A 22,609-nucleotide genomic window follows, 5' to 3' on the forward strand; every position below is an offset into this window, starting at 1 on the left:
TGCAAATCGATAACGAGCAAGAATCATCTGACCGGCGGCAGAACGCGAGCCGCTTGTTTTAGTGCCTTTGTCGCTTTGGGCCAGCCGGCGTAGAACGCCAAGTGCGTCAATGCCTCGGCCACTTCTTCTCGCCTCAGCCCGGATGCTCGGCCCACGCGCAAATACTGTTCAAGCAGAGTATCGTCGCCCATTGCCGTAAGCGCGGCGATAGTCACTAAGGCGCGGTCGCGGCGCGTGAGATCGGCACGACGCCAGAGGTCCCCGAAGACGATATCGTTCGTAAGGTCTGCGAACTTCGGCGCAAAAATCGCGACCTGATCTGCATCTCGTCGTGGACGTTTTGTATCAAAGGCCAAAGGCGGCAGGGTCGGTACGGGTGCTTGTAGTGCAGCGAAGTCGATGCCGCGAGAAGTGTAGACCTCTTCATACACGGTCAATGCCGAAACAGCATTCGGCCAGCCCGCGTAAAGAGCAAGGTGGGTCAGCACGCCCGAAGCCTCGACAGGGGTGACCCCGTTTGTCAAAGCGCGATTTAAATGACCGGTGAGCTGAGCAGGCCTGTTCATGGCGATCAATGCCGAGATTACGATCAGGCTGCGATCGCGCGGCGACAGGTCCGAACTGGGCCAGACTTGGCCGAAAAGAACTTCGTCTGTGTACCGAGCGAGGCCAGGAGCGATCTTCGGTTGCAGGAGGCCGGAAGGCCGCGTAGCCGCAGGAGGCGCCGGGATGGAAGCGGACTGAGTTTGGCCTTGAGCGAATTGACCCGCGCTGGCAAGCGTGAATGCGAGAAAAGTGACGGCGATATTCATATGGACGGTCCTTCACTTCTCGTTGCCACGCACATTCTTGTCCAACCAACTTCTTACATGCTCGGCTAACTGGAGGCTGTTTCGATCCTGCATCAGCATATGACTATTTCCACGTACGCCGAGCTCTGTCGTCGACAGGATGGCTGCTCTGCCTCCGGCTTGTGAAAGCCGCTTCACAAACGTGGCGCAATCGTTGTATCGATCCTGCCACGTTTGCTCGGTGTATCCGGTCGGAGCCGAAAGGTAGTCACCGTACATCACGAGAGTTGGAACCTTGGCAAGCAGCGCGATCTGTTCGTCTGAGTAGTCTGCGCCGCGACATCTTCCCGGTTCCAGTGCAACGATCGCCTGAACACCCTTGGCGTTAAGTAGGGCCGCTTCCATCGGAAAGTGGCCGGATTGCGAATGACTGATCAAAACGGCGCCGCCCAGGTCGGATGCCAGGTCAGCAAGCGCCTTGTGCGTGGGACTTGGACTTGGCACCATTTCGCTCATGTCGGGAATCGACTGCTTGGCCAACTCATTGGCTGCCTCCACGGGGAACCTGGAGTCTGGAAATGCTTGACCAAGGCGCGGGCCAAAGCGGAAGTTGGTCCAGACGCCATTTCGATCACCGAATCGATAAGGCTTTGGCGACTGCTCACGAGGCGTCTCGCCTGCAATCGCGCGATTCAATGCCGCTTGATTGAAGCCGGACCGGCCCCTGCCAACTTGGTCGACAACGTACACTGGGTGCGCCTGCCGGACGAAGTACTCGAACCATCCCATCCTGCCATCAGGTGTTGTGTCATAGGACTTCCCGCTCAGCGAGGCACCATGGACCATGACCAATGGAGTCTTCTTCGCTCCCTCAGGGATCATGTACTCCACATACATTTGATTGACGGTCACCCTATCTGCGGGGGCGCGTCCGCCGAGCTCGACTCTGCTTTGCTCCACAATTTCCCCCCCGACAAAAAAGCTGCCCCGAGCCTGTAGAACTAGCGGTCGCTCCGGAGTTTTCAGGGACTGGATGCTTTGCGCAGAGGCGAAGCCCGCCGTGAGACTTGTAGCCAATAGCGTTGCGGAGAAAATGTTCATCGTGACTCTCCGGCAGGGCGTGTCGAACCTGGATATTGGGTATCGCTGACTTTTTCCAGCCACTCAACTGATTTTCCGTCGAGCAGCTCGCCGATTGCGATGTGGCTCATGCCGTTTGTCAAAGTCGCGCCGTGCCAGTGTTTCTCACCCGGTGGTATCCAGACCACGTCACCAGGCCGGATCTCCTGCACAGGACCGCCCCAGCGCTGAACGTATCCAACACCCTGTTGGACGAGCAGCGTCTGACCAAGAGGATGTGTATGCCAAGCGGTTCGAGCGCCGGGTTCGAAGGTGACAAGCGCACCGCCAGCACGACCTGGCGGCGCTGCACGAAATGACATGTCGACTCTCACCCTTCCGGTGAAGTTGTCAGCCGACCCTACGGCCGATGCCTGGCTGCCGCCGCGAGCTATTCGAAGGCCACCTTCTGGCTGTGCATGTGCGCAGACGCATAGAAGTAGCGAGGCGAGGGCAATGGGAGCAAGCTTCATGGGAGTAACTTTTGGGGAATGGGTATTAGTTTTTCCGCGGCGTTTTGATGTTGGCAAACATCTGTCTCTAGTCCGGACGGCGAGTCGCAAGCCCTGACTTCGGACACCGCCGTGAGGATCTCAGCGAACGCAACACACCGCTACCGGATGCGGTTCATACGATTTAGTCCATCGCCGAGCGGCTCAACAAGCTCGTCTGATGCATCCGGTTGATGGCTTGCGCTTCCGCCCACGCTGAAAAACTCCAGCTTGCTTAGCTGACGCCCGACGATCACCTTGTTGTAGGTTGTCGGCTTCCAATGCATCGACTGCGCGGCTGCAGGCCCGACACGCGTCATCGACGCCGCTACGACACCTGAGGACAGGAAAGTAGCGGCGCTCATACTCTCGCAGCCTCATCATGCTGCGGTGGGCATCTGCCGGATCAGCTTGTCCAGCGTCAAGGGATAGTCCCGCACGCGAATGCCCGTGGCGTTGTGGATTGCGTTTGCGATTGCCGCGCTCACACCGCATAGGCCTAGCTCGCCAATTCCCTTGGCCTTCATGGGGGAAGACAAGGGATCCGGCCCATCGAGGAAGATCACTTCCTGAGAGAGGATATCTGCGTGCACAGGCACTTCGTAGCTAGCTAGATCGTGGTTGACGAAGAAGCCCAGTCGTTTGTCGATCGCTAGCTCTTCCATGATCGCGCCGCCGACGCCCATCGTCATGGCACCAATTACTTGGCTACGCGCTGACTTCGGATTGAGAATGCGCCCAGCGGCGCATACGGCCAGCATGCGCCGAATGCGAATTTCGGCAGTGAAGCGGTCGACGCCGACTTCAACAAAATGCGCACCGAACGTCGATTGCTGAGATTTCCTCGCGAGGTCGCCGAACTCGATCAGGTCCTCTGCAACGAGCTCGCCCTGAGCTGCAGCTTCGGAGAGCGGAACGCTCTTGCCACGCGAAGTTACCTTGCCGTCTGAGAAGCTTGCATCCGCAACATCGAGGCCCAACTGCTGCACGATCGCCTCACGCAGTTTCATGCAAGCAGCGTAGACGCCTGCAGTAGAACTGGCCGCTCCCCACTGTCCGCCCGATCCTGCAGACACTGGAAAGTTGGAATCCCCCAGGCGGACGAAGACGCCAGCCAGTGGAACTCCCATCATTTCTGCAGCGGTCTGCGCGATGATCGTGTAGCTTCCGGTGCCGATATCCGTCATGTCGGTCTCGACGACGATTCGACCACTGCGTTCGAGACGGACGCGTGCCGCCGATTTCGTCACGGGGGCACCGCGATATGCAGAGGCCACCCCCATCCCAACCAACCAGCGTCCGTCGCGTACTTGGCCCGGACGGGCGCTGCGCTTTGCCCAGCCAAAGCGGTCTGCCCCGATTTGCAGGCACTCGACCAGCTGCCGCTGCGAGAACGGATGCCCCGCAGGCTTCACATCGCCGGTTGCTGCCTCGGGCTTTTGAGCCTGAGAATTCTCTGCCGTGGGGGCGATGGCCCTATCGGGGACAACCTGCGAATCGTTGCGGATGCGAAAGTCAACAGGATCGATGCCAAGCTTCTCGGCCATCTCATCCATGGCAGCTTCCAGTGCCATGTGTCCAGTTGCTTCACCAGGAGCTCGCATCGCGTTGCCCTCCGGTAGGTCGAGGACGGCGATCCGTGTCGCCGTCATCCGGTTATCGCCAGCATAGAGCATGCGAGTCTGGTGCACTGCACCGTCCGCCTTTCCTTGGGGCTGGTCCCCGGACCAGCTCTCGTGCCCGATAGCGGTGATCTTTCCCTCACGGGTCGCACCGATTCGCACTCGCTGGATGGTAGCTGGCCTATGCGTTGTATTGTTTGTAATCAAGGCGCGGTGTAGCGCGACTTTGACAGGGCGGCGCGCGGCGCGTGCGCCAAGCGCAGCCAGCAGTGCGTCGGCCCTCAAGTACAGCTTCACGCCAAATCCACCGCCGATGAAAGGCGAGATTACGCGCACCTTCGTCTTCGGCATACCCAGGGTGCGCGCCAGGTCGCTACGCGCCCAGTCCACCATCTGGGTAGATGTCCAGACGGTGAGTTCGTCGCCGTTCCACGTGGCAAGCGTGGCATGCGGCTCCATCATCGCGTGGGTCTGATCGGGGGTCGTATACGTGGCGTCCAGCGTGACCGGAGCGGCGGCATATGCTGCAGCGAAATCGCCCACCGCGGAGTCTGGAGGACCGGCACTGATCCGAGGGGGCTTGGTTGCGCTGTCCTTTGCCTTGGCCAGATCGAATGCCCCATCCATCCGGTCGTACTCGATGCGCACCATCGCACCAGCAGCGCGTGCCTGCTCAAAGGTCTCCGCCACTACCAGTGCAACAGCCTGGTGGTAGTGGTCGACTTGTGGCCCTCCGAGGAGTTTGACCGTGTTGTACTGGCCTTTCGCCAACTCGCCCGCAGACTGGGCCGTCACGATCGCAATGACTCCTGGTGCTCGCTTTGCGGCTTCCAATTCCATGCTGCGGATGCGGCCCTTTGCGATCGCGGCACCTACAACAAATCCGTATGCCTGATTGGATGCGACTTCGTGGCGCTCGTACGCATACGGCGCAGTACCGGTGGTCTTTAGGACGCCCTCAATCCGGTCGACAGGCTTACCGATCACCTTCATCTGGTCGATCGGATTGGTGGTGGCAGGCGTATCGAACTTCATACTGCGCTCCTAGCTTGCTGCAGGACCGAAGCAAGTGTTCGCTCGGCCAATGGCAGCTTGAATTCGTTCTCATGGGTCGTACGCGCGCCCGACAGCAAACGCGCTGCAACGGCCTTTGAGCCACGCCGCATCTCGGCTTCGGCTGCTTCAACACGCCAAGGCTTATGAGCCATACCTCCAAGAGCTACGCGACCGGTGCCGTCGCGCTGCACAATCGCGGCAACAGATACCAACGCGAAGGCGTAGGACGCTCTGTCTCGCACCTTGTGATACACCTGGGTGCCGCCAATGGGCCGGGGCAAGCTAACCGATGTAATGAGCTCACCCGGCTCAAGCGCTGTCTCGATGTGAGGTGTGTTGCCCGGCAAGCGATGAAATTCGGCGATCGGTATCACCCGAGACCTGCCGTCGGCGCGGGTCGTTTCCACTGTGGCGTCAAGCACTCGCATGGCAACAGCCATGTCGCTTGGGTGAGTCGCGATACATGCATCACTCACGCCCATTACGGCGTGCTGGCGACTGAAGCCTCCCAATGCAGAGCATCCGCTGCCCGGCACACGTTTGTTGCAGGCCATGTTTGTGTCGTAGAAGTAAGGGCATCGTGTGCGCTGAAGCAGATTGCCTGCTGTAGTCGCCATGTTCCTCAGCTGACCCGACGCGCCAGCCACCAACGCACGCGCAAGCACACCGTAGTCTCGGCGCACACGTGCATCGGTCGCTAGATCGGCGTTTCGCACAAGTGCCCCGATGCGCAGGCCGCCCTCAGACGTTGGCTCGATCTTGTCGAGTCCAATTCCGCTCACATCCACAAGGTGCAGCGGTGTCTCTATCTGCAGCTTCATAAGATCGAGGAGGTTGGTACCTCCAGCGATGAACTTCGCGCCAGGCTTCGCCATGACGGCGGCCGCTGCTTGGGCCGGAGAAGACACGCGCTCGTAGCTGAACGGCTTCATGTGCGCACCCCCGCGACTTCGCCGATGGCATTGATGATGTTCGGATATGCGCCGCAGCGACAAATGTTGCCGCTCATGCGCTCGCGCAGTTCGGCCGACGAGAGCAACGGCTGGGCGGTGATGTTCCCGCTCACGTGGCTCGGAACGCCGCGTTTGATCTCGTCAAGTACACCGACTGCCGAACAGATTTGCCCTGGCGTGCAATAACCGCATTGAAAGCCATCATGCTTGACGAAGGCAGTCTGCAAGGGGTGCATCGCGGTAGGCGTTCCTAGTCCCTCGATCGTCGTGATCTTGGTCCCCTCCTGCATCACCGCGAGGCTCAAGCAAGAAACAACTCGACGCCCGTTCACCAGCACCGTACATGCACCGCATTGCCCTTGATCACAGCCCTTTTTCGTGCCAATCAACTGCAGATGTTCTCGCAGAGCATCCAGCAGCGTTGTGCGGGTATCGATTTGCAGCGTGTGAGGTACACCATTCACTTCCAACTTCACGCTCGCCGTGATGGGTGTCGCGTCTTCAGACACTTGCGCGGCTGATCCAGCGGGCATCGCCACTGCGGCTGAAGCGGCACCTGCAAACAGCAGATCGCGTCGCGTGAGGGTAATGTCATCAAGATGATGCATGGATAGTTTCCTTATTAAATTCGGCCCTGTGCGAGCACGTCATCGGGGTTCATTTGCCAGCATCGCTCGCAGGTTGCTGTACTGCGCTTCGGAGACTTTTTCCATCCACTCCACCGCGTTGCCTTCAAGTCGCTCGGAGATGGCTACATGGCTCATAGCAATGCCGGGCGTGGCACCGTGCCAGTGCTTTTGATGTGGCGGAATCCACACCACGTCTCCGGGGCGAATCTCCTGCACCGGGCCTCCCCAGCGCTGTACAAGTCCCACCCCTTGCATCACTATCAGTGTCTGGCCCAGCGGGTGGGCGTGCCAAGCGGTGCGTGCGCCAGGTTCGAACGTGACTAGCGCGCCGGCGACGCGGCCGGGGGAGTCAGCGCTGAACGTGATATCCACTCGCACGCGGCCGGTGAAGTTTTGGTTAGGACCGAACGCCGAAGGCTGGCTGCCATTGCGCGTGATACGCAGCCCTTGGTCGGCCTGCGCGATGACAGAAGCGGCAAAGGAGAGCGCCGTGACTGCGGAAGCAAGCTGTTTCACGAAGGCTCCTTACTCAGTCAGGGTCTGCGCTCAGTGGCGGTTGAAGAGCTGCGTTGAAGTCGCAGGACAGATGGGCATGGAGGAACTTTAGAAGCAAGGGCTCGCAGGGACTAGCCCCCGCCGACTTGAAGGATTAGCAAAGAGCGCTTGATAATGGCTTCATGCCAATCAATGAACTGCGCTCCATCACCACTTTCGCCCGCACCGCCGAGCTGGGTAGTCTGCGCAAAGCAGCTTCCGCTCAGGGGATCACTCCCCAGGCCGCGAGCCAAGCGCTCGTGCAGCTGGAACAGCATCTGGGCGTGAGGCTGTTTCACCGTACAACGCGAAGCATGTCGCTCACCGATGAGGGGCGGCAGTTTTTGGAAGCAGCACTTCCCCCTCTGGCCGGGCTGCAAAGGGCGCTTGAGATGACCCGCCGATCTAAGGATGAGATCGGCGGACCGCTACGTATCGTGGGGCCGCGTTCTGTGTTTGCCACAGTGTTGTGGTCCCTGCTGAACGAGTTTTGCACCCTGCATCCGGAGGTCCAGCCGGATGTGCAGCTGGACGATCGTATCGGCAACTGGGTCGAGGATCGCGTTGACGTGGGTTTCCGCATCGGCCGTTCGCCGGCTGAGGGGGTAGTCGCTCGCAAACTCTTTCCGCTGCAGCTGATCGTTTGCGCTTCACCCCAGTACCTACGCCGCCATGGGGCGCCTGACAATCTGGGCACATTGACCAATCATCGTTGCAGCGTGTATCGCAGCCCAGGCACCGGTCGCATGATGCCGTGGCGGATGAAGGTCGCCAATAGCGTAGTCGAGCAGCCAGTGCTACCCGCACTGTGCGTGAATGACGAAGCATTGGAGACCGACGCAGTGCTCGCTGGTCACGTGCTTGGCTTGCTTTCAGGTATAGCCGCGGCCCCTCACATCCGAGCTGGGCGCCTGGTCCCCCTGCTGACGGAGCATGTGGACGACCAATCAAGTGCATTCGTCTACTACGGAAGCCGGTCAGCACAACCGCTGCGGGTGCGCGCCTTCATCGACTTAGCCGTGGAACGCCTGACGAACGCGCCGGAGTATGTGCTCAGCGCAAGGGAACTGGCTGAAGCCGAGATGCAAGGGCGCAAGGCTGCCAAGTTGAAATAGCTTTTCCAGGAAGTCTGGCACATGCTCGCCAGTAGTTGAAACTCAGCTATTCAGACTGGAACATACTCGTTGGACCATATCCCCGATATGGCTTGACTCTCCACGCGACCAGTAGAAATGTTTTAGCAGGAAGCTCTTCGTTAGCCTAAGGCCTTGGCGTTGTCTTCTGCCTATCGTGAGAGCTGATTCCACTGCGTGCTCCGGACCTGATCTATCACCAAACCGAATTGGGCTGATCCAAGTCACCGCACCTCGTTATCGAAAGCGGCTGCCCATGTCATGTTCACCGATAGTTGCAGCAGGCGGCTAGACCTCGGCTATTGGTGACAGCCCCTGGACAATCCGTCCAGTGCGCCTGCGAGAGTGCGTCTTATGATCCGTTGAAACTCGCAACCAATGCACGTGGGCGGTCCCGGAAAGAAGTTGCGCAAAAGCCGCTCCCGCATTCGGGGTCGGGCATCGCGCCAAGGCAATCCGCACCTTCGCCCACCCTGTGCCGTCCATCCCAGCCACAGCCCCAACACTATGCCCAAGCCCAAATCCAAGTGGACCGACCTGGCCTACTCCCGCATCAGCGTGCTCAACCACTCCAATGGCCTGCGCCTGGAGCGCTTCACCAGCGAGGAACTGGACCAGATCGCCGGCTGCGACGACGTGCTCGAACTGACGCTGGACCGCAGCAAGATGAAAGAGCCGGTGGACCTGGCGCGCATCGCCCATATCACCAGCCTGAACAAGCTGGCACTGCATGGGCTGAAATTCACGAACCTGGAAGCACTGCGGGCGCTGCCCCGCCTGCAGACGCTGATCATCGACAACTGCCGGTTCTCGAACTTCGATGTGCTCAACGGCTTCAAGGTGCTGAGCCACCTGTTCCTGTACACGAACAAGCTGGCGGCGTTTCCTGCGGGGCTGGACCTGCCGCAACTCGAGGCCCTGTTCTTGTCGGGCAACAGCATCTCGGACCTGGGCTTTGTGCAGAGCTACCCCGGCCTGGCCTCGTTGCAGCTGAGCCGCAACCAGATCACCGACCTGTCCCCGCTGGCCGCCTGCCCGGCCGTGGTGGACCTGGACGTGCAGGGCAATCCCATCACCAGCCTGGCGCCGCTGGCTGGAAAAAAGTTCACCCGCTTCTACGCGGACCCACAGCACCGCGAGGAGCAGATCGCCCTGCGGCTGCTGCAGCAGGACCCATTGCCCAGGGGGGAGCCCATACCGGAGGAGGACAATGCACCGCGCCGCGTGGCCGATCTGATGGCGAAACAGGATTGGCCAGCGCTCTACGCCATCACCGATGTGGCCCTGCTGGGTAAGGCCTTCGCCAGCCTGGTGAACCGGCGGTGCGACCTGGCGACCCTGCGAGGCGCACTGGCGCACCCGGCCGAGGGGGCCTTCCACGCCATGGTCGTCAACGGGCTGCGCCCGGACGACGATGTATCGGAATTGCTGGTGCTCGTGCTCTGTGGGTACGGCGAACGCACCCTCTCGCCGATGACCGAGTGCTTCTACGCGGCGCTGGCACGGCCCACCTACCAGGATGAGTTCTACGTCGGCAAGATGGAGAAAGAACACGAGATCATCATGTGCGTCCTGTCGGGTATCGCCAGCCCGGCCTGCACCGACCTGTTTCTTGCCTTCTTCAACGAACGCGAAGGCTTCTCCGAGAACTACCTGTACCTCTACAAAAACCTGCTCGACATGGTGGGCAAGACCAAGTCGCCGCAGTTGGTCGCGCCCATCATGGACCTGCTGCGCTTCGAGCGGCACATCATCGGCGGCGACGCGGCCTTCATGAAGAAGATCTTCAAGGCCATCGGCCAGTTGGGCACCCGGTCCGACGCCGCCGTGCTGGCCAGCCGATACGACGCCGCCGCCGATGACCGGCCAGATGTGGTGCAAGAGTACGAAGCAACGCTTGTGCGCTTGGGGCGGAAAAAGGTCTGAACCGTCGGGCTCTAAACCGCTGGGGTAGCACTCTGCGCGCTATCCAGCGTCTACCTGCCGAGTTCAGCGTACGTGAGGTAAGTGTTGCTGCTGGTTCAGCGTACGTCACGGGCTCCTATAGGCCCAACGCTGCTGCAGCGTCCTTCGCCGATAGACCCTGAACAGCCAGCCTTGGCCCCTCGGGCCGCAATAGGTGCTGCCGGCAGGCGATGTCGCGCAATTGCCGGCGTGTCTGCCCCATGCTGTTAGATGGATGCCGATGGGCTGTTTTACCTGGGCAATCAGATGCCGAGCATGCGCATCATGGACTGAGAACGATCAGCCCCGTGCAGGAGCTTTGCAACAGCAATACCGGCCATGCAACGTAGGCTTAGCCACCACGCTTGGCCTTCTGTTCCGCGGTGAGCCTCGAGCGGCCTGAGTAGGCGACTCTATGCGGAGGGTTCGGATTGCGCCTTTCACAGCTTGAGGCGCTCGGCTGCGTTTGTCAGCTCGATCGGTCTGGTGTTGGAGGAGAACAGACGCGCAAGGAGAGTAGTCCGGCACGATCCGGACTGCTCACTGCGGATCAACCATGAAAGCCGCAACTCGCGTTCAGAAAAACGCGATGGACGCATTGCAACCCCGTTTCTAGACTTCGTTACATGGATGCGGGCACCACCTGCATCCAGGCTCACCGGATCAATCGGCTCGATCAGAACACGGGGATCCAGAGTGCCCCTTCTAGCGACCACGTGAAGCGGACGAAGACGCGGAGATCACCGAGAAGTGGATCTCGAAAGCAGCACCGTGCGAGTGCTGCAACTGCCAGCCTAGAAAATCGGAGACAAGGTCCAATGAAAAATATTCCATTGCTGCTCGCCCTCGTGGGAGCAGCGACTACCGCTCATGCCCAATCGTCGGTGACCCTCACGGGTACCGTCGACATCGGGGTGAACTACGCCAAGGGCTCTGAAGCGAGCCGCACCCAGATGATGAGTGGGGGAAACGCCACCAGCAAGCTCGTTTTTCGAGGTCAGGAAGACCTTGGCGGAGGTATGTACGCCATGTTCTGGCTGGAGTCAGGACTGAATGCAGACAGCGGCATTTTCCAACCCACCAACACCAACAACCAGCCGAGCGGCGCGACTCCCGCAGCGACAGGGCTGACCTTCAATCGTCGATCCATCGTGGGCATCGGCGGAAACTGGGGAGCGATTCATCTGGGACGTGAGTGGTCTCCTACCTACGTCATGTACACCAGCAAGTTCGACCCCTTTGCCTTGGGCGCCGGCCTGGCACTGAACTATTCGGGCGGCATCAATCCGAATCAGCTTCGCGCGTCGAACGCCATTGCGTACCTGTCCCCAACGGTCCTCGGCGGTTTCAGCCTGAACGCTCAACACTGGCGCGGCGAGAACCTCAGCGGCACAGCCACGGCTGGCGACGGAACGGGCGGCGGTGCGCGGATCAGCTACGACAATGGCCCCTTCAGTGCTGCCGCAGTGCTTCTCCGGACCAAGTACGCGGCTGGAGATGCCATTTACCGCGTAGTAGGGACAGCCTACGACTTCGGCTTCGCACGTTTCTCCTTCAACCTCAACAAGGATCAGCAAGGCACGCTGAAGCAGGATGGCTGGATGGCAGGGGTCACCGTGCCGGTGGGCGAGACCCAGCTTCGCGCAAGCTACTCCTCGATCAAGTCCAACCAGACTGGTGAGCCCGAGGGCAAGAAGCTGGCTGTGGGCGCTGTCTACAACCTGTCCAAGCGCACGGCTCTGTACACGACAGTTGCCTCGATCCGCAACAGCGGTGGCGCGAGCTTCACCTTCACCGGCGCAACGACGGCCGTCAACCGAAGCGCAACGGCCATCGACCTGGGCCTGCGCCACAACTTCTAACCCCGGTTCCTCAACCTCCGCAAGGCGACGCAGCAGGCTCCTGGTGGGATGTCAGCGAAGCCAAACGGAGGTTGATTGGCTGGGAACTTTTCATTCCCGACACCCCGGTTTACACAACGCCGAAACGGAACAAGCGATGCACGACAGCCCTAGAGAAATTGGCCGCAAGATCATGAACGAGCTGATGGGAGACGGCTACGTTGAAGGCAAGGACAAGAACGCCAACGCATTCACGTCCGCCCTCAACGAATACTCGGAGGAAGTGTGCTTTGGCAGGGTGTGGGCACGGGATGGAATTGACCGAAAGCTGAGGTCAATTCTCAATATCGCAATGCTCACCGCGTTGAATCGCCCGGTGCAGCTGCGCCACCACATTGAAGGGGCGCTCAACAACGGGGTCACCGTCAACGAGCTGCGCGAGATCCTCCTGCATACCGCGGTGTATTGCGGATTGCCAGCCGCTGGTGAGGCGTTTAAAGCAGCCGAAGAAATCCTGAAGAAGCGCGATCTCATCGCCTAGGTCCAGCGCTAGCGCCCTGCGTAGAGCTACCTGGGCCCATGCCCCGACATCACCATGAACACGCTTGGCCACACCAGCGCTACGCGCGGACTTGCTCCGATTCCGCCGTCCGAGCGCGACATCGCGTCGGTCGTAGCGGCACCTTTCTACAAAGTCGCAGACGAAGCACTTCCCCTTGAAGGGCCCGCGTTTGATCGGGAGGGCAACCTCCTGTTCGTGGACATCTACGGAAGTCGGGTCCTCCGGCTCTCACCCAGTCAGCAGCTGACCACGGTCTACACCGAAGCTGGCCAAAATTTCTCGGGCATTGCCGTGCACCGGGACGGCAGGATATTCGTAGCAGCTGTCGGTCCAAAGAACTGCCTCGGCGCATTTGACGCCGGCACCATCTTCGCGATCCACCCGGATGGCAGCCGCAAGCAAATCATCGTTCCCCCGACTGCAGGCTATGTGGCCAATGACCTGGTCTTTGATCGCCAGGGCGGCTTTTACTTCACCGACTTCCGTGGGTCATCGACCCATCCGCTTGGAGGGGTGTACTACATGCCCGCCGAGCTCAACACCATCAAACCCGTGCTGCCCAGCATGTGCGGTGCCAATGGAGTGGCACTGAGTCCCGACGACAAGGTGTTGTGGGCGACAGAGTTCAGCGCCTGCAGGCTTCATCGAGCGGATCTGAGCGCACCGGCCACCGTACCGCATACGGGTACTTCCATCCCCTACCAATTCACCGGGCCAGGAGCTGACTCCATGCGCACGGACTCGGAAGGCAACGTCTATGTGGCGATGAACCGGCAAGGCCGGGTCCTGGTGTTCAACCCCTACGGCATACCGATTGGCCAGATCCTGCTGCCCGGTCGAGAGAAGAACCAGTTCCTCAGAAGCACAAGCCTCGCCTTGATGCCCGGATCACGGGAGCTGTTCATCGTCTCACGGGATGAGTTCGGCGGCGGCGGGGCAATGATTTTCAAGGCCGGCGGATTTTCCGAAGGGTTCGCGATGTTCTCTCACCAGTAGCGGAGAGCACACACGAGTCGCGCGCCGATACGTTCGCAGAGAGATGGGCGACTCGGCTGCCAACAGCATTCCCAATAAGCACACAAGGAGACAAGCTCATGAACATCACTCGAAGATCACTGATGATCGCGTCCGCATCGCTGGCGCCTTTGGGGCAGGCGCTGGCCCAAGGCACCTATCCCAACAAGACCATCAAGATTGTGGCGCCCTTCACGGCGGGCGCCGCTTCAGACACGCTGCTGCGCAAGATCACGGAGGCGGCAGGCAAGCTGCTGGGGCAGCCCATGATCGTGGACAACAAGCCAGGTGCGCAAGCTGCCATCGCCGCGCGTATCGTTGCGAAGGCGCCCAATGACGGCTACACGCTAATCATGGGCGGCAACTCCTCACACGCAGCCAATGTGCACACCTTGAAGAACCCCGGCTATGACCCGGTCAAGGACTTCACTCCGATCACCCAGCTGAGCCTCAATCCGTTGATGCTGGTTGTCAACGCCGAGCTGCCCGTCCGCACCCTGCAGGAGTTCGTGAGCTACGCCAAGGAGCGCCCTGGCAAGTTGAACTACGCCACCGGAAACTCAGGAATGCTGGTGGCTGCAAAGCTGCTGACCACCAATGCGGGCATCGACGCGATGGGGGTGAACTACCCCGGCGCAGCGCCCGCTACCACGGACCTGATCGCGGGGCGCATCGACTTCATCATGAATGACCCAGTGGTCGCTGCGCCCTTCATCAAGAGCGGGCAACTGCGAGCCCTGGGCGTCACCTCGAAGCAGCGCATCCCCCTGTTCCCGAACGTCCCGACGATTGCAGAGCAAGGCCTGCCATCCTACGAGTACGCATCATGGTCTGCGATGTTCGCTCCAGCAGGACTGCCGGCAGACATCACCCGCAAGCTCCACCAGGCATTCGCGCAAGTGATGTCAGATCCTGAAATGGTGCGATTCGCGGCCGCCGCAGGAATCATTCCGCTCGCGACAACGCCTGAACAGCTCCAGGCCTTTGTGCAGGAGCAGATCAAGTTGTGGGAGCGATGGGCAAAAGAGTCTGGGATCACACCTGCTTGATTTTTAGGGACTGGGCCTTGGTGACAATTAGCACGCTATTCATCTAGCAGGCACTTGGAAAATACCCTTGAGCAACGAGAGATCGCGAAAAAAGTGCTGGCCCAGCCCCTAAAAAAATTGCACCCCAAGAACTTTTGCATCTATTTTGAGCCAGAGAGCGCGGACTTTCGAGATGATCTTGCGCGACGAGTGACTGGTTGCCCCAAATAATTCCGTTCATAGGTGTCAAGTAGTGCGCCGATTAACTGGTCCGGAGTGTAATGCTTCTTGGGATTTCGAAGTTTTCCCAAAAGATCTGCAAGGAATTTCGCTGTAAGCTTCACAATCAACACTTTGTGATCATTATAAATACTTCGAAGCCAGTCAAGCTCTCGATCTCGCTCCAGCGCAGTAGATGCCGATCGCGTAATGAAAAACCCAAGTCTCCCATATCTATCCGATAGATACGAATGCAATTGCCTATAATCAGTCAGCGTCAGATCAGCATAATTCTTGCATTCGAAAATCACCTGCCGCACCTCGTAGTCCTCTCTTATTCTTTGCCAGCAGGGCGGCTGCCCCAAGTTGGTGCCAACAATATCCCTGCGATTTATTGCATCCCGATTCGGATGAAGCACTACATTTTCCAATCGACCGGCAAAACAGACCTTCACCGCTTCAAGACACCAATGCTCAAAATCACTAGACCCCTGATCGCCAGGTGGAATTGTTTGATATTCCGCCATTAGCTTGTTTAGCTTGCCGATACGAATATCAGGCGTCTGGGATGCAACCTTGATGTCGTACTCATCATTGATTTCCGTAGCCTGTTCCTCACCCACACTTTCTTGCTTTATATCCAGCGCCATCCAATAACATGGATGAACCAATAAACGCTGCTCTTTTCTAAATTCAGATACAGGCCGTTTACCATCATGGGAAAATACGAAACTTCCCGAGGATGCGTCGTGGCAGCCTAGAAATCCCACACTGTACAAGGCTCGAACAAGCTCCTCCGGTCGATCAAGTATAGCTAACTCCAGCTGGGTTTGATGATCATCCTCGGGGGGGTTTTCAATTACCTCGATCAATTTGCCCGCAGCAGTTTGCATCGTTATCTCGGGCGCAACTCCTTCGAATACACCGACCGCCATTTCTATCGATGGAAATATTTGCTTATATTCTTTTTTTAGATCATCCAATCGGTTTAAAGAAATTACTTTTGCCGATTTTTCGATATCTTGCATGGAAAACGTTATAGACGAAACGGATGCATCTCGTTTGCTAGCATTTTCCAGGGCGGAATTGAGCAGTATAAGAATATCTCGTGGACGATAGAGCGTGTAACTCAAGCATCTCTTAAATCCCTCCTCGCCTTGGAGTTCGTGTGATGCAAACTTATTCCAGAGTCTTTTGTTATTTTCTTGCTCAATTCGAAATGCAGCTCTAAGACGGTTGCAAACCAAGTAAAAGAGATTGTTTACATCCCAATGCAAGCGCAGAGTTTGCCCTTCAATGTTTCGAGCGTAGTCCTGGTCGTAATGCGCAACTGCTCTGTAAATATTGTCACGCAGGAAAACTACAGGCCGAACGCCATCTTTCAAAGCTGCGGCCAGATCGATGGCCGCAGAGATAGCCCCATCTATGAAAGCCACACTCATGCTATTAGGATCAAAGCCTTCATCTAGTCTATCGACCAAGATATAAGCCTTATATCCCAACCGCAACAAGCCTTTTAATTCCTTTTCCACACGATTGATTTCCAATAGGTCAGCCACATCTCCAATAAACTCCCCAGGCTCTGAGGCAGTAGCTGTCGCCAATTTCACCAAGGTACGCATTCGCTCAAAGAATACGCGCCCAGGCTGAGCCCATTGTTTCAAATGCTTCTTGAGCAAATCGGATTCGCCAATTACCTCTCGAATCTTATATCTATTGGAGAGCGATTCGACTACCTCCATAATAAGACCGTACTTCCAAAGCAGACGGCTTATAGCTCTGACCTCTAAGAAATTTCGCCCGTTTTTTACGACAAGTGGGATTAAGGCGAGCGTGTGATGCTCGTCGGGAGCCACTGTCACCAGTACGTCGTTTTTCTCTTTAGACCATTGCTTCCCGAGTCGGTAAGTCAATGCACTCTTTCCCGTTCCTCGCCGTCCAACCACAACCACTTTTTCGTCTGAAGCTAAAAGGGAAAGATAGTCCGGAGTTTCATAGAATGATTTTCCCAACATTGGGTGATCCGCTTCGGCCCGGATATCGCCCAAAGGATTTGAAAGCACTTGAATGCTCATGATTTCCCTCTCAAGACACGCAACCCTACACTAGAAACAGACTTACCACACTAGGATACCTCCGGGCTGCGACTAAACAGTCAGCTTAGCTTAGGCAGGAGGCCGGTAGTTTTTAAGAACGATCGAGCGCTTGGCGGGCGCCAATGCGCAGAGTCAAGGCCGCGGTCTCCTGACGAGCACTCAAACTTGATCCTTTTGAAGTTGCACGCTTGGGCCAGCGCCCATAGCAGGCCTATCTAGACTGGATCAACGCCCAGATCATGTCCGCAGCTTGGCACGGTAACGATGCTCTCCGGGGGGCCCGCGCACTCGGAAGGAACACATCCAGATTGCGACTTTCGCTGGAGTGAAAGAGAGAGCAAGTTGCTAGCGGCGCAACTCCAATGCGGGCATAGTCTCTCCTTAAGAAAAAGCTCTGCTAAGTTCTCTCGGTGCCTTTAGCGGTGCGGCAGCAGGAGTTGACGAAGTACAGCGCCATTTTCCAAACGGTCAAGAGCGATGTTGAGCGCATCGAAGCTCATAGTGCCGCTCATCAGACGGTCCACAGGCATACGCCCTTGCTGGTAGTACGCCAGGTACTGGGGGATATCCCGCTTCGGCACGCAGCTGCCCATCAATGAGCCGCGGAACACCTTTTCCTCAGCGACCAGGGCGGTGTGCGCGTACTCGTAGAGATCGCTGGACGAGCCCATGCCTACCCCCACAACCTCGCCCCCTTTGCAAGTGATGGCAATGGCGGTTGCCATGGCCGGCTTGCTCCCAGAGATCTCGAACGCGAAGTCAACGCCGCCCCCCGTCAGCTCCTTCACCTGTTGCACCAGGCCGGGATCACGGGCTGAGAGGGTGTGGGTACATCCCAGCTCTTGAGCCAGAGGGAACTTGCTGTCGTTGATGTCGATACCAATGATCTGCGATGCACCCGCTACCTTGGCTGCCATAACCGAGCACAGACCAACGCCGCCCAAGCCGATGACGGCGACGGTGTGACCTGCGTGCACCCGGGCAGCATTGAAGACGCAGCCTGCCCCTGTAACCACAGCACAGCCAAACAGCGCAGCGACATCGAGCGGAATCGATGGGTCGATTTTCACCAGTGACCCGGGAACGGTAACGGCGTATTGCGCGAAGGACGAAACGCCGCTGTGGTGGAACAGTGGCGAGCCGCCTCGGCTCAGCGCCCGCCGTCCATTGAGCAGCAAGCCCTTTGCTCTCGACGCCCCAACCGCATCGCAGAGCACGGGCCGGCGGCCAATGCAATATCTGCAGTGCCCACATCCTGAGCCTACGGTCATCACGACATGGTCTCCTGGGGCGAGTTCCGTCACGCCCCCGCCAACTTCGCGAACGATGCCTGCCCCTTCATGTCCCATGACGACAGGCACGGTGCGCTTCCTGAGTCCCGCGACCTGTGAAAGGTCCGAATGGCAGAGACCGGCAGCGCGAACTTCGACCAGGACCTCGCCCTCGCCTGGGCCTTCGATATCAACTTCCTCGATCTTCAGCGGCAGGCTCTCCGCATACGGGGCCGGCAGCCCCTGTTCGTACATCACGGCGGCAATCATGCGCATAAAGAGGGCCCCTTCGTTCTGTCAGTTCTCATTGATCGTGACGGCTTTCTGGTACAGGAATCCGTCCACGTGCTGGGTCCCGCCTTTCCAGCCATAGCCGCTGTGCTTGTATCCACCAAACCCCACTCCGGGGTCCACCAGGCCGTAGCAATTGACCCAGACCTGGCCTGCCTGTATCCCGTGGATGAAGCGGGTGGCGGTCTTCAGGCTGGAGGTCCAGACTGCGCCCCCCAAGCCGTACTCTGTGTCGTTGGCGAGCTTGAGAGCTTCGTCCGCCGTGTCGAAGGGGATGACCGAGATCACCGGGCCGAAGATCTCTTCCCGGGCAATCCTCATGTCGTTGTTGACGTTCCCGAAAACGGTGGGCTCCACGAAGTAGCCGCCGGCAAGCGCGCCTTGGAGCCGCTGACCGCCGCTGCGCAACTGGGCACCCTCATCGCTTCCGATCGAAACGTAGTCGAGCACACGCTCCATCTGGCGCTTCGAGACGATGGGGCCAAGTGCGACGCTGGGGTCCAGTGGATCACCCACTTTCAGAGTCCTGCTGTAGGCGGCCAGGCGCTCGGTGACTTCTTCCTGGATCTTCCGCTCGACGAACACGCGGGTGCCTGAGTAGCAGGTCTGGCCGCTGTTGTTGAACACGCCCATGGCCGCACCGGGAATGGCCTGGTCCAGGTCAGCGTCGCCGAAGATGATGTCCGGCGACTTGCCCCCGAGTTCCAGAGCCAGGCGCTTCATGTTCACGGCCGATGCCTTAATGATTTCCCGGCCGGTAACGGTGGATCCGGTAAACGCGATGCGATCCACGTCGGGGTGTGCTGCAAGGGCAGCGCCTGCCTCGCCCCCGAGACCGGTGACCACATTGATCACGCCCTCCGGCACGCCCACTTCGGTCAGTATCTCGGCCATCTTCAGCACGGACAGCGAAGCATCCTCAGCCGGCTTCATCACCACGGTGCAGCCGGTTGCGAGGGCACCACCAAGGATCCACCACTGGCTGATCAGGGGACCATTCCAGGGAATGATGCCGCCCACAACGCCGACAGGCGCCTTGAGGATCATGGTCGTGTACTTGCCCGGGTGGGAGTTTGGAACGGTCTGGCCCGCGCAGTTCATGGTCTGGCTGGAGAAGAACATGATGGTCTGCAGCATCCGCTCCTTCATCTTCTGCATACGCACCAGAGGAGCTCCCATGTCGAGGGTCTCCAGCAATGCGAGTTCGTCCCAACGCCGGGCAACGACGTCGTGGATCTTCACCAGCAGCTTCTGCCTCTCGGCCGGTGTGAAGCGACTCCATGGGCCGTTAAACGCACGACGTGCAGCTGCGACCGCAATATCCACGTCTTCCTTGCGGCCGCGCGCCAGGCGCGCGATGGCCAAACCTGTCGCGGGATTGAAGGTCTCGATCGTCTCCTCAGACAGGGATGCGCGCCATTGGCCATCGATGAAGTGCCGCTGGACCGGATTTGCCAGGAACTCTGGCTGAGGTTGTATAGATGTTGTCACGTGTGCTCCTTTGCCAAAGCGTTATTCGGGCTGGACTCCGGCGTCTCGAGCCAGCTTGGTCCAACGAGTGATTTCCTTGTCGATGTGCTTGCTGAACTCTTCGGGCGTGGTGGGCCACACAACCGATGCGCCGGCAGCAATCTTTTCCACGACATCCTTCTGACCCAACGCGGCATTGAGTGCTGCATTGAGCTTTGCGACGACGTCCTGCGGGATGCCTGCGGGTCCAATCATTCCGGACCAGACAGGAACTGCGAGCCCGGGAACCGTCTCCGAGGCTGTGGGAAGGCCCGGTGCCAATGCATTGCGCTCGGGGAGATTGATGGCCAACACCTTGAGCTTTCCACCCTTCGCATAGTTCAGCGCGGAGGCGATGTCTGCCAGTGTTGCGTCGACTGTTCCGGCCATGACGTCCGTGTAGGCCGTGGTGGTGATCTTGTAGGGAACGGTCAACAGCTTGACGTCGGCGAGCTTTCCGAGCGCGGCAAACTGGAGCTTGGTCAGCGCCGAGTATTCAGCTACGGAGACCTTTCCCGGATTGACCTTCGCATAGGCGATGAACTCAGGGAAGTCCTTGACTGGCAAAGTGTTGCTCACCATGTACCCCTGGAAGGTGTTGTACATGCCGCCGATGGGGGTGAAGTCGCGCCGAGGATCGTAGGGGAGGTTCTTGATGACAGCCGGATTCAATGCCACCGGTGAGATCCCCCCCAGCATCAGGGTGTTGCCGTCGGGCTTGGACCGCATGAGGTCCTGGACCGCAAGGATGCCATTGGCGCCGGGCTTGTTGTCGACGATGACAGGCCGCTTCAGATGCTCCGCCATTGCCGTTGCCACGACGCGCGTGACAGAATCGCTCGGGGTGCCGGGGCTGAGCGGAATGATGATGCGGATCGCATCGCCCGATGGCTGTGCAAAGGTCGCAGAGGCCGCCAGCGCCAAGGCTGCGGAAATCAGGAATATTCGCTTGGTCAACAGTGTCTCCAGATACTTCTTGTTGGCACGAAGACAGCGAGGACGCCACTTCGTGTGTGCTCGCGGTGGAGCTTGCTGCAGCCACATGCATGCTGGGCATATGCAATGCAGAACAGGATGCTCGGGAAGTTAGGCGAGACAGAGCGAGCAGCGCGGGCTGCTCGTTCAGTGCTTGATTTGCCCGCCCGTGCTACCTGTCTGCTGTTCAGAATAGCGAACAGGGCATGTCGCCGTCCATGGCGATATTCAGCAGACGGCGTCCCGCTTTTTAGGAGGCAATGCACGCGGTAGAGAGCACATCGCCTTCATGACGGAGACTGTGGCGGCGCGAGGGAAAGCGCTGCATCCCGGCCTCTGCGGGTGGGCAGCCTGAGGAGTGCCGGTTGAGACATGCGCCCCGTTGGCGCGGTCCGGGCCGAATGCCCAAGTCCCACGCTCAGCGCGCTAGATGACTTCGCGGGGGATAGTAGAAAGCCGTGCCCACGCGCTGGCGTGCTTGACCAGCGCTGCCGAAAGTGCGGCGAAGCGCGGCTCCATTTCCGCAATGGGTCCAACCACCGTTACAGATGCAACGACGTCGCCTGCGCGGCTTCTCACCGCGGTCGCCAATCCGCAGCGCATGCGCGCGGGATTCAAATTCTTGGCGACCTGAGCTTTCGTGATGCCGTCGAGCTCGCCCAGAAAAACGTCCACCAGTTCGGCTTCTTCGCGTGGTCGCCGCCTGAGATACAGCTCCCGTTCCGATGGTGACTTTGCCGCCAACAGCGCCTTTCCACCTGCAGTCGACAGCAGAGTCCGTCGGATGTTGGAGCGCGCTTCAAAGCCGGCAACGGGGTCGCTGCCAGCCTCGGCAATGTAGATCAGGTGATCGCCCGCCTGGACGCCCAGGAATACGGCCAGACCAGTCTCCTCGTGGAGCGCGACCAGGTCTTGGTGTGTTACCGATCCCGCGCGAATGTGGCCGCTGGCCAATGTGAGACCGTAGACCGCGGGCCCCAGGTAGAAGCGATGCTGGTCCTCATAGAGCCAGCCCTTGGCCAACAACCCCCGAATGAACCCATGGACTGAACTCTTGGCGGCGCCCAGGGCGCGCACGAGCTCAGCGAAGGTCATGCCTGGCCGATAGACGACCTCTTCCAGGATTTGAGTCACCCGATCCACAGTGCGGTGGTTTTGAGGATCCGCAGGAGCACGCTTGGCCGAGACTCTTCGCGGAGTCGGGGCCGCATTGGACAGGGGCTGCTCGGTTTGATTTTCTCTATCCATCGGCTTGTGTGTTCGTCGTGCCAACTGTGTGGGCGCACGCCAGTTTAGGGCATGGCCAGCCGCAGGGTCACCCAGAGGAAACGCGCTGCAACGCGATGATAGGTGCCTCGGCATCGAGGCATCCATCCGAAATCTGGGACGTGGCGTATCGAAATACGCCATGGACGGATCACCTGCCTGGTCGAGATACTTCCGGGCTTCTGTATGCGCCATGGGTTCGACAGTCCATGGCCGCTTTCACATTGCATCCTGCAGTCCTATGCCACGAAGTCCAGACCAGTCC

Annotated in this window: 18 protein-coding genes and 1 pseudogene; 6 read left to right on the forward strand and 13 right to left on the reverse strand. The window is 59.0% G+C overall.

From position 1 onward, the window contains the following. Positions 1–23: 23 nt before the first annotated feature. The 8 genes and pseudogenes from HNP48_RS00760 to HNP48_RS00795 form a co-directional block, all read right to left on the reverse strand. Positions 24–812 carry a carboxymuconolactone decarboxylase family protein gene (locus tag HNP48_RS00760; RefSeq protein ID WP_184854942.1) on the reverse strand — a complete coding sequence of 263 codons (789 nt, stop codon included), beginning with the start codon at positions 810–812 and terminating at the stop codon, positions 24–26. A 12-nt stretch (positions 813–824) separates the two neighbouring features. Continuing rightward, positions 825–1,892 (reverse strand): hypothetical protein, encoded by a 1,068-nt coding sequence (locus tag HNP48_RS00765; protein WP_184854943.1) that lies wholly within the window; start codon positions 1,890–1,892, stop codon positions 825–827. Between the two features lie 134 nt (positions 1,893–2,026). Continuing rightward, a pseudogene (locus HNP48_RS00770) lies at positions 2,027–2,383 on the reverse strand (cupin domain-containing protein); the annotation flags it as partial. A 140-nt stretch (positions 2,384–2,523) separates the two neighbouring features. After that, positions 2,524–2,766, reverse strand: a complete 243-nt coding sequence (locus HNP48_RS00775; protein ID WP_184854945.1) for a hypothetical protein — start codon at positions 2,764–2,766, stop codon at positions 2,524–2,526. Between the two features lie 15 nt (positions 2,767–2,781). Further along, positions 2,782–5,058, reverse strand: a complete 2,277-nt coding sequence (gene paoC / locus HNP48_RS00780; RefSeq protein ID WP_184854946.1) for an aldehyde oxidoreductase molybdenum-binding subunit PaoC — start codon at positions 5,056–5,058, stop codon at positions 2,782–2,784. Next, positions 5,055–6,011, reverse strand: a complete 957-nt coding sequence (locus tag HNP48_RS00785) for a xanthine dehydrogenase family protein subunit M (RefSeq protein WP_184854947.1) — start codon at positions 6,009–6,011, stop codon at positions 5,055–5,057. Before HNP48_RS00785 ends, paoC begins: the two co-directional genes overlap by 4 nt. Continuing rightward, on the reverse strand, positions 6,008–6,640 hold the full coding sequence (gene paoA / locus HNP48_RS00790) for an aldehyde dehydrogenase iron-sulfur subunit PaoA (RefSeq protein ID WP_184854948.1): 633 nt from the start codon (positions 6,638–6,640) through the stop codon (positions 6,008–6,010). The genes HNP48_RS00785 and paoA overlap by 4 nt, the downstream gene beginning before the upstream one ends. A gap of 39 nt (positions 6,641–6,679) precedes the next feature. Next, positions 6,680–7,177 carry a cupin domain-containing protein gene (locus HNP48_RS00795; protein WP_184854949.1) on the reverse strand — a complete coding sequence of 166 codons (498 nt, stop codon included), beginning with the start codon at positions 7,175–7,177 and terminating at the stop codon, positions 6,680–6,682. 161 nt (positions 7,178–7,338) lie between these two features. Here HNP48_RS00795 and HNP48_RS00800 point away from each other — a divergent pair, with 161 nt between their 5' ends. The 6 genes from HNP48_RS00800 (at position 7,339) to HNP48_RS00825 (ending at position 14,738) form a co-directional block, all read left to right on the forward strand. Further along, on the forward strand, positions 7,339–8,310 hold the full coding sequence (locus tag HNP48_RS00800; RefSeq protein WP_184854950.1) for a LysR family transcriptional regulator: 972 nt from the start codon (positions 7,339–7,341) through the stop codon (positions 8,308–8,310). Between the two features lie 525 nt (positions 8,311–8,835). Next, the gene (locus tag HNP48_RS00805) at positions 8,836–10,254 is read left to right on the forward strand and encodes a leucine-rich repeat domain-containing protein (RefSeq protein WP_184854951.1); all 1,419 of its coding nucleotides are present in this window, start codon (positions 8,836–8,838) and stop codon (positions 10,252–10,254) included. Positions 10,255–11,090: 836 nt separating this feature from the next. Next, positions 11,091–12,134 (forward strand): porin, encoded by a 1,044-nt coding sequence (locus HNP48_RS00810; RefSeq protein WP_184854952.1) that lies wholly within the window; start codon positions 11,091–11,093, stop codon positions 12,132–12,134. Between the two features lie 136 nt (positions 12,135–12,270). Then, entirely contained in the window at positions 12,271–12,654 is a 384-nt protein-coding gene (locus HNP48_RS00815; RefSeq protein ID WP_184854953.1) for a carboxymuconolactone decarboxylase family protein, read from the forward strand. A 54-nt stretch (positions 12,655–12,708) separates the two neighbouring features. Then, positions 12,709–13,671, forward strand: coding sequence for an SMP-30/gluconolactonase/LRE family protein (locus tag HNP48_RS00820; RefSeq protein WP_184854954.1), 963 nt, complete (start codon positions 12,709–12,711; stop codon positions 13,669–13,671). A gap of 98 nt (positions 13,672–13,769) precedes the next feature. Continuing rightward, a complete protein-coding gene (locus HNP48_RS00825) occupies positions 13,770–14,738 on the forward strand; it encodes a tripartite tricarboxylate transporter substrate binding protein (RefSeq protein ID WP_184854955.1) in 969 nt (322 codons plus the stop codon). A gap of 140 nt (positions 14,739–14,878) precedes the next feature. Here HNP48_RS00825 and HNP48_RS00830 read toward each other — a convergent pair whose 3' ends face one another. From HNP48_RS00830 to HNP48_RS00850, 5 genes are all read right to left on the reverse strand, one after another. Then, positions 14,879–17,011: a P-loop ATPase, Sll1717 family gene (locus HNP48_RS00830; protein WP_184854956.1), complete on the reverse strand. Its 2,133-nt coding sequence runs from the start codon at positions 17,009–17,011 to the stop codon at positions 14,879–14,881. Between the two features lie 437 nt (positions 17,012–17,448). Further along, a complete protein-coding gene (locus HNP48_RS00835; RefSeq protein ID WP_184854957.1) occupies positions 17,449–18,579 on the reverse strand; it encodes a zinc-binding dehydrogenase in 1,131 nt (376 codons plus the stop codon). A gap of 21 nt (positions 18,580–18,600) precedes the next feature. Then, positions 18,601–20,085 carry an aldehyde dehydrogenase family protein gene (locus tag HNP48_RS00840; RefSeq protein ID WP_311773787.1) on the reverse strand — a complete coding sequence of 495 codons (1,485 nt, stop codon included), beginning with the start codon at positions 20,083–20,085 and terminating at the stop codon, positions 18,601–18,603. 21 nt (positions 20,086–20,106) lie between these two features. Next, positions 20,107–21,060 carry a tripartite tricarboxylate transporter substrate binding protein gene (locus tag HNP48_RS00845; protein WP_184854958.1) on the reverse strand — a complete coding sequence of 318 codons (954 nt, stop codon included), beginning with the start codon at positions 21,058–21,060 and terminating at the stop codon, positions 20,107–20,109. A gap of 444 nt (positions 21,061–21,504) precedes the next feature. After that, positions 21,505–22,326, reverse strand: coding sequence for an IclR family transcriptional regulator (locus HNP48_RS00850; protein WP_184854959.1), 822 nt, complete (start codon positions 22,324–22,326; stop codon positions 21,505–21,507). Between the last annotated feature and the right edge of the window lie 283 nt (positions 22,327–22,609).

The organism is Acidovorax soli, from assembly GCF_014207955.1.
Lineage (GTDB): Bacteria > Pseudomonadota > Gammaproteobacteria > Burkholderiales > Burkholderiaceae_C > Acidovorax > Acidovorax soli_A.

Bases quoted from the DNA above. Each gene is read 5' to 3' on its own strand.
- HNP48_RS00760 (WP_184854942.1), bottom strand. From the start codon at position 812: ATGAATATCGCCGTCACTTTTCTCGCATTCACGCTTGCCAGCGCGGGT.
- HNP48_RS00765 (WP_184854943.1), bottom strand. From the start codon at position 1,892: ATGAACATTTTCTCCGCAACGCTATTGGCTACAAGTCTCACGGCGGGC.
- HNP48_RS00775 (WP_184854945.1), bottom strand. From the start codon at position 2,766: ATGAGCGCCGCTACTTTCCTGTCCTCAGGTGTCGTAGCGGCGTCGATG.
- paoC (WP_184854946.1), bottom strand. From the start codon at position 5,058: ATGAAGTTCGATACGCCTGCCACCACCAATCCGATCGACCAGATGAAG.
- HNP48_RS00785 (WP_184854947.1), bottom strand. From the start codon at position 6,011: ATGAAGCCGTTCAGCTACGAGCGCGTGTCTTCTCCGGCCCAAGCAGCG.
- paoA (WP_184854948.1), bottom strand. From the start codon at position 6,640: ATGCATCATCTTGATGACATTACCCTCACGCGACGCGATCTGCTGTTT.
- HNP48_RS00800 (WP_184854950.1), top strand. From the start codon at position 7,339: ATGCCAATCAATGAACTGCGCTCCATCACCACTTTCGCCCGCACCGCC.
- HNP48_RS00805 (WP_184854951.1), top strand. From the start codon at position 8,836: ATGCCCAAGCCCAAATCCAAGTGGACCGACCTGGCCTACTCCCGCATC.
- HNP48_RS00810 (WP_184854952.1), top strand. From the start codon at position 11,091: ATGAAAAATATTCCATTGCTGCTCGCCCTCGTGGGAGCAGCGACTACC.
- HNP48_RS00815 (WP_184854953.1), top strand. From the start codon at position 12,271: ATGCACGACAGCCCTAGAGAAATTGGCCGCAAGATCATGAACGAGCTG.
- HNP48_RS00820 (WP_184854954.1), top strand. From the start codon at position 12,709: ATGAACACGCTTGGCCACACCAGCGCTACGCGCGGACTTGCTCCGATT.
- HNP48_RS00825 (WP_184854955.1), top strand. From the start codon at position 13,770: ATGAACATCACTCGAAGATCACTGATGATCGCGTCCGCATCGCTGGCG.
- HNP48_RS00830 (WP_184854956.1), bottom strand. From the start codon at position 17,011: ATGAGCATTCAAGTGCTTTCAAATCCTTTGGGCGATATCCGGGCCGAA.
- HNP48_RS00835 (WP_184854957.1), bottom strand. From the start codon at position 18,579: ATGCGCATGATTGCCGCCGTGATGTACGAACAGGGGCTGCCGGCCCCG.
- HNP48_RS00850 (WP_184854959.1), bottom strand. From the start codon at position 22,326: ATGGATAGAGAAAATCAAACCGAGCAGCCCCTGTCCAATGCGGCCCCG.